The organism is Iocasia fonsfrigidae, assembly GCF_017751145.1.
GTDB classification, from domain to species: domain Bacteria; phylum Bacillota; class Halanaerobiia; order Halanaerobiales; family DTU029; genus Iocasia; species Iocasia fonsfrigidae.
In genome coordinates this window covers 1,750,081-1,763,634 of record NZ_CP046640.1, presented here as the reverse complement: position 1 = coordinate 1,763,634, position 13,554 = coordinate 1,750,081, and the positions used below count along the sequence as shown (strand labels likewise).

Below are 13,554 nucleotides of genomic sequence, written 5' to 3'. Positions count from 1 at the left end.
ACAATTATTTATTCAACACAAAACTGCTATTTCCTGTTGTTTTAAGAACAAAATAAAACCCCCTCTTTCATGCAGAGGGGAGTAAAATTACAATTTATTTTAAAGTTAATACTATATACTTGTATCTTTTTTACTAACAAAACCCCTACTATAGGTAAAGGCCATATATAAGACTACAGAAGTTACGGCATTAATTACTGCCGCTGGAAGTACTACTGTATAAAATAGTATAGAAAACGGCCCTGGTAATCCTGTTATCAAGGCAGCTGATCCAAGGAAAACTGCTCCACTGATTACAGTACCTACTGCTGTAACAATACCAACTCCTATTCGATTATCCAAACTATCAGCAAGTAATCTTATAATAGCAGATACTGCAGCAAAAGTAACTAACTTATCAATTATATTAGCATATTGTCCACCCGGGAAAGTTGTTGTAAGTGCAGTAAAAATACCTGTAGCTAATGCTACTAGAAACCCCAGTTTTAAATCCCTTTTTACTATTAAAACAATAAACATCATAGCCAGTGAAAAATCAGGTTTCATTCCCATAACAATAGCCGGAAAAAAGGCATGAAGAATAAAACCAATGCTTACCAGTAAAGCCGCCTCAGCTAAATCTCTAATCTCAAAACCCTTAGTACTCATCTCAACTCATCTCTCCTTTATTATGGTATTAATAAAATTTTATCTTACTTATATAACTTTGTCAAGTTAGCAATCAATTTTCTTTCCCGTTATTCTCCCTTTTCATCAACAATACTACCCTTATCATTAACTTGATTATCTCTCTCTTGTTTTTTTTGTTTCAATATTAAACTATCCTTTAGCTGTTTGTTTTCAAGAGATAACTGCTCTTTCTCTTTTGAGAGATGGCGGATTTCTTTTTTTAATCTTAATTGATTTAATGAAGAAAATAAACCCATAATTATTACACCCAGGGCAATAGCACCCAGTACAATAATAGCAAGAGAAACCTCGTAGTGCCAGGTAAGTATTGAAATAGAAACAGAGCCAGCGTTTTGGATTGAAAAAGCCGCCACTACTAATGCAAATAATAATATTAAGATTATTTTTTTTTGCATTAAAATCCCTCCAATAATTCTCGAATTACACTTAAAAATGTGTTCATTTCTTCACTTGACCCAACAGAAATCCTCAAGTAATTATCAATTTTATTCTGCTTAAAATATCTAACTAAAACACCCTTCTCTTTCAGGACATAAAACAGGTCTTCAGCATTATAATCTGGGTGGCTGACAAACAGAAAATTACTACTGGAAGGCAGCACTTTAAAACCATAGTCCTCTAATTTATCTGCAGTATTATTCCTTGTCCTTATAATCATCTTAATAGTCTCTTTGTAATAATCCTCATCCTCTAATGCTGCCTGTGCACCAGCCAGAGCTAGCCTGTCTATTGTATAAGAATTAATTGAATTCTTTATCCGTTCTAACCCTTCTATCAAGGAGGGCTGTCCCAGGGCATAACCTACTCTCAAACCAGCTAAAGAACGTGATTTAGAAAAGGTCCTAACTACTAAGAGGTTATCATAGTTTTTAATCAAAGCTACTGCTGAAGGTTCGCCAGCAAAATCTATATAAGCCTCATCAACTATCATCAAACTATCCCTGTTTCCTAGAAGTATTTCTTCAATATTGTCAAGGGTCAGATAAATCCCTGTAGGGGCATTGGGATTCGCAAATATTATACCATCATTTTTCTGAAAAAAATCGGTTTTATGGAATGTAAAATCTTTTTTCATAGATATAAAATTATAATTAATATTAAATAATGAACTATAGACTGGATAAAAACTATATGTTATTTCTGGAAATAATATTGTACTATCAGGATCAAAAAAAGCCATAAAGGAAAAAGCTAAAACCTCATCTGAACCATTCCCAATAAAAACGTTTTCTATATTAAGAGACTCTTTTGGGGCAATAAGCTCTTTTAAAGCAGTACAATCTGGATCTGGATATAAACTCAGTTTGCTGACATTAGAAACTATTGCCTCTTTTACTGCTGGTGATGGTGGGTAGGGATTTTCATTAGTATTTAGCTTAATATACTTCTTATCAAGAGGCTGTTCACCAGGGACGTAGGGCTCTACTCTTCTTGTTTTTTCACTCCAGAATCTAGTCAAAATAATACCTCCTTAATACTTACATTAAAAACGACCGGATTTAAAAATTGAAATAACCAGGAATAAACCCATAATACCTGCTACACTATAACCAAGGAACCCCAGTAGGGGGATCCCGAATAAAACAGGTTTCATATCTGTCTGAATTATCATAGATGAGCCAATTATCAAAGCAGAAATAATCATACTTATTGACAGCCGGTTTGACACAATATCAAGTTGATTACTAAGACCTTCGAGATTCTTGTGTTTAAAATTAATTGTTAAATCATCACTAATTACCTTATTGATAATTTTACTTACTCTTCCAGGAATATCTTTAGTAGCATGACGATAGTCCCATAATTTATTAAGAAGTCTACTAAAAAGTTTTTTGGGTTGAAATCTATTAATTAATAATTCAATAAGAAAATCATTGGCCACTTCAATTATATTAAAATTAGGATCTAATTTATAAGCAACCCCCTGGCTTACTGCAATCGCCCTGAATAAGAGAAAAAATTCCTCTGGCATTCTAATCTTTAGGTTGTATAATAACCTTTCCAGGTCATCTATAATCCCAAGAAAGTCTATTTCTGCCAGTTCTGCACCATAATACCTATTAAACCAGTCCTGAATTTCAAGTTTAAATTTCCTTATATTTAGATTAGGATCAAGGTCACCAATATCTATCAAGATATCAACTACTATATCAATATCCTTTTTAAGTACTGCCACAAACAATATTCCCATCTTATCCCGGTCTTCAGCTGTCAATTGACCCATCAAACCAAAATCTATGTAGGCCAGTTTATTTCTATCAACTATAAAAATATTACCCGGGTGTGGATCTGCATGAAAAAATCCGTCGAGCAATATCTGCTGCATTAAAGCTTTAGCACCTATCTCAGCTATAAATGCAGCATCTATATCAGGGTTAAGTAGTTCATCAATTTCACTCAATTTAATACCCTTAATTTCTTCAAGGACAAGGAGTTTTTTACCGGAAAGTTCTTCATAAACGGTAGGTATTATTACAAACTCATTTTGCCCAAAATTAGCTGCAAATTTATTCATATTAGAAAGTTCCCGTTTAAAATCAAGTTCTTTTTGCAAACTCTCCTTAAACTCGTTTATTAATCTATCTGTCTTGAAGAAAGGTGGAAAAAGCCCTTTTTCTGTAGCGAGGCCAGCTAGATTGGCCAGAATTTGCAGATCTGTTTTGATTGATTTTTCAATACCTGGTCTCTGTATCTTTAAAATCACATCACTGCCGTCTTTTAATTTTGCCCGGTGGGTCTGGGCAATTGATGCTGTAGCCTGAGGTTTTTTATTTATTTCAAGAAATTTTTCCTGATAATGATCACCCAGTTCTTCGATCAAAACCCTTTCCATATCTGAAAAAGAAAGGTGTTCTGCCTTATCCTGCAGTTTTCTTAATTCCTTAATATAAACAGGCGGTAAAATATCAGCCCTGGTACTTAAAAGCTGTCCGAATTTAATATAAGTAGGACCCAGTTCCTGTAATACCTGTCTTACCCTGGCAGCAAAACTCTTTTTATTTAAGCTGTTTTCATCCCTATTCAATCTTTCTTTAAACGGAAGGTATTTATCTAATTCTAACCAGTCTACTAATATCCCCAATCCATTCTTCAATAAAATCTGGGTAATCTTTCGATATCTCTGGAAATGTTGATATTGTTTAGGTAAGTTAAAAACCATAAAATGTCTACTCCTCTTTTAGAACATCCAGATTTAATCAAGAAGTTTATAATAATTCTTACTCAAAGTTAACTACTTATCATAAAACAGACCAATATATTTACTGGACGACTCTAGAAATTGTCTGGAGGCATGGACGCCGAAAGACAATTTCTCGACAGTAAACGAAGGCAGGAGCTTGGTCTCGATGACCTGATGCTGACTCGACCATGCGTAATAAAAAGAAGAGTCAGTGAGCCGTAGTACACGACAAGGGAAGTAAATATATTGGTCAGTCTTCAAAGTCATTCCACATTATAATGAAAATATAAAAACCCCCTATTTTTAAGCAAGGGGGTTATCCTATCTCCTACTTAACAGATATTTTATCTTGCCAGGTTACCAGTAATGGGCTTGCTATAAAGATAGATGAATAAGTACCAGCAAACATTCCTACAAATAATGCCAGCATAAATGTTTTAATAGAAGCACCACCAAAGAAATACACAGCCAGAATAGTAATCAAGGTAGTGATTGAAGTATTAATTGATCTAGGAAGTGTATCAATTACCGCCTTGTTAGCCAGTTCAACAAAAGACATCTTCCGCTGATAGTATTTCATATTTTCCCTTATTCTATCAAAAATAACTATAGTATCATTTATTGAATAACCAATAATTGTTAATAAGGCAGCCACAAAGGCTGTATTAATCTCTCTACCAATAACCGCAAAAACCCCTAAAGTAATAAAAACATCATGTAAGAGTGTTAAAATAGCAACTACTGCAAAACGAAACTCAAAACGAATGCTTATATAGATTATTATAGCAATTGAAGCAAATAATAAAGCCAATAATGCCTTTACCCTTAATTCCTGACCGATTAAAGGACCTACCATATCAGTTCTTAATACCTCTGTTGAAGGATATGCTTGACTTAAAATATCCTGAATTTCAGTAATCTGTTCAGGGCTTAATTCTTTTGTTCTAATCAGAACCCCGTTGATCCCCTCTTCAGCTGTTTGCTGTACTTTAGCCCCTTCAATTAGTCCAGTATCTGCCAGGAGGGTTCTAACCTCCTCATTACTTACCTCTTGATCAAATTTAAACTCCAGTAGGGTTCCACCTCTGAAATCAAGCCCAAAATTCATTCCCTTAAAAGAGATAAATAATAAGCCAATTATTAGAATAACTAGAGAAATTGTATACCATATTTTTCTTTTTCCAAGTATATTCATTATACTATTTCCTCCCTTTCAAGCCGAATGCAGCCCCACTATTAAGGAGTTTGGTATCAGCAAATAAATCTATTACATTCCTGGTAACAAAAAAGGCAGTAAACATACTAACAATAACACCTATACCCAGTGTAACAGCAAACCCACGTACAGTACCACTGGTGAAATAAGCCAGGATTAAAGCTGTAATTATTGTAGTTACATTTGCATCAATAATGGTAGTATATGCCCGTTTAAAACCAGCATCTATTGAGGCCTTGAGTGTTTTACCACTCCTGCGTTCATCCTTGATCCGCTCAAAGATAATGATATTTGCATCAACTGCCATACCAATTGATAAAATCAAACCAGCTATACCAGGTAAAGTCAGTGTTGCCCCCAGTCCAGCAAGAGTTCCCAATAGTATAAGCCCGTAGATAGCCAGAATAACAGCAGCTAGTAAACCAGGAAAACGATAATAGATAAGCATATAAATTCCTACAAGTAATAAACCAAACAAACCTGCAGTTATACTCTTTTGAATAGAAATTTTTCCAAGTGTTGGCCCTACAATACGTGATTGTACAACCTTGACGGGTACAGGCAAAGCCCCTTCAGTTATTAAAACAGCATCATTTTGCGCCTCTTCAACACTTTTATAGTTTCCAGAAATACTTCCACTACCCCTTATTACTTCATTAACAACAGGATTCATCAATTCCTCATCATCAAGATAAATAGCAATATGCTGTCCCAAATATTGTCTAGTTATAGCCTCAAACTTTTTAGAACCATCAGGAGTTAGTTCAAAATTCACCACAGGTTCTCTAAATGCCCCACCATAACCAGCCTTAGCACTTTTTATAGCATCACCTGTCATCAAAACATCCCCCTGGGCATTCCTAAAGGTTAAGACAGCTGTTCTACCGATTGTTTTTATTGCCTCATTGGGATTATCAACAGCAGGCAAACCAACAATTACCCTATCTCTACCTTCTCGTTGGATTAGAGCCTCTGCTAGTCCCATCTGATTAACCCGGCGCTCAATAATATTACTGATCACCTTCATTACCTCATCACTGATCTCTCGTTGTTCAGTTGGTTCAGCCTGTAGCACAATATGAGAACCACCCTCAAGATCAAGGCCCAGGTTTATACCATAAAAGTGATATAAAAAATAAGAAAAAAGAATAATGGCTACAATAAAAACAAGTTTTAAAATTCTTTTTTGTTTATACCTCATGATTTAGTATATCCCCCTAACTATGTATTTTCCTTATGCCTAATAACTCTCATCTTATTTAATGGCCAGTAGACCCAGAAGGCTTTACCAGAAATTGATTTATAATCTACATAACCTACATATGAGGGTATACGACTATCAGCACTATGATTTCTATTATCCCCCATTACAAAAACATGACCCTCTGGCACCTGATATGGTCCATATTCCCCCTGCATTTTTTCGTTAATATAATCCTCTTTAAGGGGTTCACCATCAACAAATGTCCTACCATTATGTATATATATTGTTTCACCAGGCAAACCAATTACCCGTTTGATAAACTTATTCCTGGGAGCACCATGAGGTTTAAAAACAATAATATCCAATCTTTCCGGTGGATGAAAACGATAAATAAACTTATTGACAAACAACCTCTCTCCATCATGTAGGGTAGGTTCCATAGATTGACCATCTACTACAAAAGATTGTGCAATAAAAGTAATTATAAAAAAAGCCAGTATGGCTGCAATCACTAACGATTGTAAAAACTCCTTAATATCTCCACTATCAATCATGACTTCACCCCAACTATATATTAATTCTCAGCAGACTCCTCTTTTTCTTCTTTATTTTCCTCAATCTTATCAAACTCTGGATTCATACGACCAATACTCTGTTTTATAACATCAATATCTACATTAGATGATACCCTTAACCTGATATTATCACCTTTGATTTTTACTATCTTGCCCTTAATTCCACCAATAGTAATAATATTATCACCTGGCTGTAAATTATTAACCATTCCTTGATGTTCTTTTTGTTTTTTCTGCTGCGGCCTGATTAAAAAGAACCAGAAGACACCAAAGATTACGACAAAGGGTAAAATACTCACTAAAACTTCCATGAAAATTCCTCCTATATTTTATTTTTGTACCTTAAAGGTAAAACTCCACTATTCATTATTCAACAGTAAAAAGAAAAATCCTGCATAAAGTCTTAATTAAATTTTATATTTCTGGTAAAATTTCCTGTAAAACTCCATAAACCTATCTCTTTGAATAGCATCTCTCATTTCTTCCATCAAATTAATTAGAAAATAAAGATTATGATAGGTAGTCAACCTAGCCCCCAGTATTTCATTCCTTTTAATCAAATGTCTAATATATCCCCTGGTATAATTCTGACATACATAGCAGTCACATTCATCATCCAAGGGAGTGAAATCCCTGGCATATTCAGCATTACGCACTGTAATTCGACCATGACTGGTAAAAACAGCCCCATGGCGGGCAATCCTTGTTGGTAATACACAGTCAAACATATCAATTCCCCGTTTAACACCTTCAAGTAAATCCTCTGGTGTCCCAACCCCCATTAGATAACGAGGCTTATCTTCAGGCATAACAGGCACAGTAAAATCCAAAACCTCAAGCATCTCCTCTTTTTTTTCCCCGACACTCAACCCACCAATAGCATATCCAGGAAAACCAATATCAAGCAGGGCTTCAACACTCGCCTTTCTTAAATCTCGATAAACACCACCCTGAACAATCCCAAAAAGGGCCTGTTCTGTATCCTGCATCTCTTTTTTACACCTTTCAGCCCAGCGAATTGTCATTTCAAGGGATTTTGCTAGATAATCATAATCAGCCGGATGGGGCGGGCACTCATCAAAAGCCATCACTATATCTGAACCTAAATCCCGCTGTATTTCCATAGATATCTCTGGTGAGATAAAATGTTTCGAACCATCCAGGTGTGAACGAAAATACACACCCTCTTCAGTTATCTCATTTAAATCTGACAAACTAAAAACCTGAAATCCTCCACTATCTGTTAATATAGGTCCATCCCAGTGCATAAATTCATGAAGTCCTCCAGCCTCAGCAATCAATTTTGAACCAGGCCTTAAATATAAATGATAGGTATTAGCTAAAATAATCTGTGAACCTATTTCCCATAATTCTTCAGGTGTCATAGACTTAACAGTCGCCTGTGTCCCTACCGGCATAAAGATTGGTGTTTCTATCTCACCATGTACTGTAGTAATTTTTCCCACTCTGGCAGCGGTTTCTTTCTCTTGATGTAATAACTCAAAATTAAATGACATACCAAATCTACATCCCTTACACTTTAATTATAATACAGAATAATTGTTATTTAATAAACATTGCATCCCCCAGACTAAAAAAACGATATTCCCTGTTAACTGCCTCTTTGTAGGCAGTTAAGACCTTCTCTTTCCCCGCAAAAGCACTTACCAGCATTAACAGGGTAGACCTGGGAAGATGAAAATTAGTAATTAAACCATCAATTACTTTAAACTTATATGGGGGATAAATAAAAATATCTGTCCACCCTTTTTTAGCAGCAATTTCCCCTTTGGCAGCTATAGTCTCCAGTGTCCGGGTAACAGTAGTCCCCACAGATATAACTCTTTTACCTGATTCCTTTTTTTCTTTGATTAATCTTGCAGTTGCAGCATCAAGTTCATAGTATTCAGAGTGCATCTGGTGTTCTTCAACCTTATCAACCTTAACAGGTCGGAAGGTACCAAGCCCAACATGGAGGGTAATATAAGCAATATCTATCCCTTTTTCCTCCAACTGTTTAATTAATTGTGGTGTAAAATGCAAACCAGCAGTTGGTGCAGCTGCAGACCCAGGTTTTCTAGCATATACTGTTTGATACCGTCCAGGTTCTGCTAATTTCTCGTGAATATAGGGTGGCAAGGGAAGCTCCCCCAGTCTTTCAATGATTTCATTAAACTTACCCTGATAGGAAAACTCCATTATCCTACCACCAAATTCAGTATACTCAACAGCCTTAGCCATTAATTCATTATCCCCAAATGATATTTCAACACCCTTTTTCACCCTTTTTCCCGGCCTGACCAGAACCTCCCAGACCCCTTCCTCTTTCTCTGTCAGGAGTAAGACCTCTATATCAGTACCTGTCGGAACCTTTTTCCCATACAACCTGGCAGGTATAACCCTACTATTATTCATAACCAGGAGGTCACCGGGGTCTAATAAATCAATAATATCTTTAAATATTCTATCTTCAATCTCTCCTGTTGCCTTATCTAAAACCATCAAGCGGGATTCATCCCTGTTTGGTACAGGCTGCTGAGCTATCAGTTTTTCAGGGAGATAATAATCAAACTCATTCACATCCATGACTCTAAACCCCTTACAAGTATTGTAATTATTATTACCATAAAAACAAAATATATTTTACACAAAGTTACTAATTATCATAAATCAGACAAATATATTTGTTGTACGACTCTAGAAATTGTCTGAAGGCACGACGCCGGAAGACAATTTCTTGACAGTAAGCAAAGGCAGGACGCCGGAGCTGACGACAAGGGAAACAAATATATTTGTCGGTCTTCAAAATTATATACAACTTAAAAACACATTCAAACACTTACTACCCAAAAAGACTATCACTATCCTCATCCCTTTTTATATTAAGGTGTTCATAAGCCAATGAAGTCGCTACCCTTCCCCGGGGTGTTCTCTCAATAAATCCGATCTGCAGTAAAAAAGGTTCATAAACATCCTCAATGGTTTCACATTCCTCACTGATGGCAGCAGCAATAGTATTTAAGCCAACAGGTCCACCAGAAAATTTCTTAATGATAGAGCGCAGGAGTCTGTGATCCGTACTGTCCAACCCCAGGCTGTCAATCTCCATTAATTTCAAAGCCTTATCAACCACTACCGGTGTTATATCCCCTTCTGCTTTCACCTCAGCATAATCTCTGACCCTTTTTAATAATCTATTACTTATACGAGGGGTACCACGAGATCTACAGGCTATCTCCAGGGCACCCTGTCTGGCTATCTCTATCCCCAGAACCCTGGCTGACCTTTCAATAATACAGGCCAGTTCTTCCTTATTATAAAACTCCAATCTATTAATTACCCCAAAACGATCCCGTAATGGGGAACTTAATAAACCCGCCCGTGTAGTAGCCCCTACCAGAGTGAAAGGAGCCAAATCCAATCTTACCGATCTTGCACTGGGTCCTTTACCAATTATTATATCCAGTGAAAAATCTTCCATAGCAGGGTATAACACCTCTTCAACCACCTTATTTAAACGGTGTATTTCATCAATAAAAAGGACATCATTAGCTTGAAGATTTGTTAAAATAGCTGCCAGATCCCCCGGGCGTTCAATTGCCGGACCTGAGGTTGTATGTATATTAACATTTAATTCATTGGCAATAATATTAGCCAGAGTAGTCTTGCCTAAACCAGGTGGACCATAAAGTAGTACATGGTCAAGTGCTTCACCACGTGCTTTAGCAGCTTCAATAAAAATCTCCAGTTTTTCTTTAACCTTACTCTGTCCAATATAATATTTAAGTTTTCCCGGCCTTAAAGTGTTATCAAGGGGAAGATCATCAGGGATCCTATCAGCTGAAATAATTCTCTTTTCATCTTCCATAAGCTATCTCTCCTTCCCCAGCCGGGTCAAGGCTTTTTTAATTTTTTCTTCTATAGTAGTGTTTTCAGCAAACTCCATCCCTGAAAGAGACTGCTTAATTTCCTGAGGAGAATACCCCAGTCCCTGTAACGCTAAATAAATTTCTTCATCATCAGAAGATTTTATAATGCCCTGTGAAAGATTATTAGCCAGTTCTCCAACTTTGCCCTGTAATTCCAGTATTAAACGGCGGGCTGTTTTAGGACCAATCCCAGAAACCTGTTTCAGAACAGCCAGATTTTCTGTCAAAATTGAATTTATAAAACTATCATAAGATAGGGTTGCTAATATATTAAGGGCAGCTTTAGGACCAATTCCAGAGACTGTAAGTAAAGTGGTAAAAAGTTCCCTCTCCTCAATCTCTTTAAAACCATAGAGGGATAGGGCATCTTCTCTAACATAGGTATAAATATATAATTTAATCCCTTTACCTACTTCAGGAATTATAGCAGCATCTGTTACCTCAACATAATACCCTATACCATTAATATTAACTATAACGGTATTACCCTTATACCATTGTACCTGTCCATCCAGATATCCTATCAATATTATTCCCCCATTTTGTTTTATTTACAACATACTATTTATTCCCTGACTATTACCATGGCAAATAGCCACAGCCAGGGCATCAGCAGCATCATCCGGTCTGGGGACAGTTTCTAAGTTCAATAGAGCCTTTACCATCTCCTGCACTTGCTGTTTAGCAGCACGTCCATAACCTACTACAGCCTGTTTAACCTGTAATGGTGTATATTCAGCCACTACTATATCAGCCTGTGCCCCTGCCAAAAGTATTACCCCACGTGCTTGACCAACCCTGATAGCTGTCTTAACATTTTTATTAAAAAATAATTCCTCCACAGCCATCTCATCTGGCTTATATTCCTTAATTATATCAGTCAGTGAAATATATATTTTTTTTAGACGATTAATGTTGTCGTCACTGGAAGGTGTCCTGACTACACCATAATCAAGAACTGAAAAACGGTTGCCCTCCTTTTTCACCAGGGAATAACCCACAATAGCCAACCCTGGATCAATACCTATTATTAGCAAAAAAACCACCCCATTGCTGATATATGTACTATAAAATGTAATAACTATAGCTATTAATCCTGAATAAAACTCCTCATACCTTCAAGGATTGTTAATAACTCTTCCTGGGAGTAAACCTGAATTCCTTTTTCCAGAATTTTCCTCTCGTTATCAGGCAAATCAAGAACAGATATATCAGTTACTTTCTCCAATTCCCTTGCTTCTTTATTACCAGTATATATTGCTATTTTGCCATCTTTTAAACCAATAATAATATTCTCTTGATTAAAATGATTAGATTGAACTCCCGGTGAGACACTTCTCCTATATAAAATCAATGACTTATCAGGAACATACTCTTTAACCGTCCAATCACCACTAATAGAATTTAGTTCACCTACTGATAAGCCTACAAAATCATCAGGCATATCAGTAATATTATGTATTAATTTATTCTTATCTTTATAATATGTTTGTAAGATCAAAGGAGTATTGGCATTAATATATTTATCTTTGCTAAGAAAAACAATATCCAGACTAAAATCATAATTTCTTACCACTTCATCCTTCATTTCTGCAGCCCTTTCCCTTAGTAGTGATAATGATTCAGCAATATCATCAGGTAACTTAGACAGCTTAATATTCGGTGTATCTAAAGAATTATTATGATGATTAGTATCAACTTCATTCCAGATAAGCATAATGGCAAAGATTAAAAAAGAAACTAACAAAACCTGTCTTGTTATCTTACGCATGAATTCCATCCCCTGTATATTTTTAGGATTATTTTACCCATAAACCCAAAAAATATACAAAAAGACACTGAAAAATCAGTGTCCTGGACCTTACTCTTCTTCTGATATTTCATTCATGATCTCATCTGGAATATCAAAATTTGAGTAAACCTCCTGTACATCATCATGGTCTTCTAGGACATCCATCAACTTGAGGTTTTTTTTGGCAGTTACTTTGTCCAGTTCTATCGTATTATCAGGTATCATTGCTATATCTGCAGCAGAAAACTTTAAACCTACCTCTTCAAGTTTCTTTCTGCTTTCTTCAAAATTAGAAGGAGCAGTAAATATTGTTACCATCCCATCTTCTACACTTACATCTTCTGCACCTGCTTCTAATGCCTCCAGCATTACTTCATCTTCATCATAATCAATCTCTGCTAAATCAACAATTAATTGGCCTCTCCGTTTAAACATCCAGGCTACACAACCTGATTCACCTAGATTACCACCATGCTTGCTAAGCAGATGTCTAATTTCAGCAGCTGTTCTATTCCTATTATCACTCATAAGATCCAGGTATAAAGCAACACCACCAGGGCCATAGCCCTCATAGACAAACTTTTCATAATCTACACCTTCAAGTTCACCTGTACCTCTTTTTACAGCCCTTTCTATATTATCATTCGGCATATTATTATCCTTAGCCTTTTGAATAGCTAGACGCAAATCAGAATTCATCTCTGGATCACCGCCACCTTCACGGGCAGCTAAAGAGATCATTTTACTCAATTTAGAAAACAACTTTCCCCTCTTGGCATCCTCTTTCGATTTTTTATGTTTTATATTAGCCCATTTTGAATGACCAGCCATACAACCCCTCCTTAAATAATAAACTCGAAGTTTATTTTAACATACTTTAATAGAGTTTTCAATGAACTTAAAATATCAGCCCTGGTTAAAATCACAGGGCTAAAAGATAAATGTCAAGGAAAAATTGAAGAATCTA

General features: G+C 36.0%; 15 protein-coding genes. All 15 read right to left on the bottom strand.

Annotation, left to right across the window (positions count from 1 at the left end):
- Window positions 1-111 precede the first annotated feature (111 nt).
- Window positions 112-648, bottom strand: a complete 537-nt coding sequence (locus GM661_RS08410; protein ID WP_230869600.1) for a tryptophan transporter — start codon at window positions 646-648, stop codon at window positions 112-114.
- An 89-nt stretch (window positions 649-737) separates the two neighbouring features.
- Window positions 738-1,085 (bottom strand): LapA family protein, encoded by a 348-nt coding sequence (locus tag GM661_RS08405; RefSeq protein WP_125989901.1) that lies wholly within the window; start codon window positions 1,083-1,085, stop codon window positions 738-740.
- Window positions 1,085-2,149: a histidinol-phosphate transaminase gene (hisC, locus tag GM661_RS08400; RefSeq protein WP_230869599.1), complete on the bottom strand. Its 1,065-nt coding sequence runs from the start codon at window positions 2,147-2,149 to the stop codon at window positions 1,085-1,087. Before hisC ends, GM661_RS08405 begins: the two co-directional genes overlap by 1 nt.
- Before the next feature lie 24 nt (window positions 2,150-2,173).
- Window positions 2,174-3,850, bottom strand: coding sequence for an ABC1 kinase family protein (locus GM661_RS08395; protein WP_230869598.1), 1,677 nt, complete (start codon window positions 3,848-3,850; stop codon window positions 2,174-2,176).
- A gap of 349 nt (window positions 3,851-4,199) precedes the next feature.
- Entirely contained in the window at window positions 4,200-5,066 is an 867-nt protein-coding gene (gene secF, locus GM661_RS08390; protein ID WP_230869597.1) for a protein translocase subunit SecF, read from the bottom strand.
- A 4-nt stretch (window positions 5,067-5,070) separates the two neighbouring features.
- A complete protein-coding gene (gene secD / locus GM661_RS08385) occupies window positions 5,071-6,288 on the bottom strand; it encodes a protein translocase subunit SecD (protein ID WP_230869596.1) in 1,218 nt (405 codons plus the stop codon).
- 20 nt (window positions 6,289-6,308) lie between these two features.
- Window positions 6,309-6,845, bottom strand: coding sequence for a signal peptidase I (lepB, locus tag GM661_RS08380; RefSeq protein WP_125989891.1), 537 nt, complete (start codon window positions 6,843-6,845; stop codon window positions 6,309-6,311).
- Between the two features lie 20 nt (window positions 6,846-6,865).
- Complete coding sequence (gene yajC / locus GM661_RS08375) at window positions 6,866-7,177, bottom strand: preprotein translocase subunit YajC (protein ID WP_230869595.1); 312 nt, start codon at window positions 7,175-7,177, stop codon at window positions 6,866-6,868.
- 96 nt (window positions 7,178-7,273) lie between these two features.
- The gene (gene tgt, locus GM661_RS08370; protein ID WP_230869594.1) at window positions 7,274-8,383 is read right to left on the bottom strand and encodes a tRNA guanosine(34) transglycosylase Tgt; all 1,110 of its coding nucleotides are present in this window, start codon (window positions 8,381-8,383) and stop codon (window positions 7,274-7,276) included.
- Between the two features lie 46 nt (window positions 8,384-8,429).
- Window positions 8,430-9,452 (bottom strand): tRNA preQ1(34) S-adenosylmethionine ribosyltransferase-isomerase QueA, encoded by a 1,023-nt coding sequence (queA, locus tag GM661_RS08365; protein WP_230869593.1) that lies wholly within the window; start codon window positions 9,450-9,452, stop codon window positions 8,430-8,432.
- 256 nt (window positions 9,453-9,708) lie between these two features.
- A complete protein-coding gene (ruvB, locus tag GM661_RS08360; RefSeq protein ID WP_125989883.1) occupies window positions 9,709-10,734 on the bottom strand; it encodes a Holliday junction branch migration DNA helicase RuvB in 1,026 nt (341 codons plus the stop codon).
- 3 nt (window positions 10,735-10,737) lie between these two features.
- Window positions 10,738-11,322 carry a Holliday junction branch migration protein RuvA gene (gene ruvA / locus GM661_RS08355; RefSeq protein ID WP_230869592.1) on the bottom strand — a complete coding sequence of 195 codons (585 nt, stop codon included), beginning with the start codon at window positions 11,320-11,322 and terminating at the stop codon, window positions 10,738-10,740.
- 24 nt (window positions 11,323-11,346) lie between these two features.
- Window positions 11,347-11,832, bottom strand: coding sequence for a crossover junction endodeoxyribonuclease RuvC (gene ruvC, locus GM661_RS08350; protein WP_125989879.1), 486 nt, complete (start codon window positions 11,830-11,832; stop codon window positions 11,347-11,349).
- Window positions 11,833-11,885: 53 nt separating this feature from the next.
- Complete coding sequence (locus GM661_RS08345) at window positions 11,886-12,566, bottom strand: BofC C-terminal domain-containing protein (protein WP_230869591.1); 681 nt, start codon at window positions 12,564-12,566, stop codon at window positions 11,886-11,888.
- 90 nt (window positions 12,567-12,656) lie between these two features.
- The gene (locus GM661_RS08340; protein ID WP_230869590.1) at window positions 12,657-13,418 is read right to left on the bottom strand and encodes a YebC/PmpR family DNA-binding transcriptional regulator; all 762 of its coding nucleotides are present in this window, start codon (window positions 13,416-13,418) and stop codon (window positions 12,657-12,659) included.
- Between the last annotated feature and the right edge of the window lie 136 nt (window positions 13,419-13,554).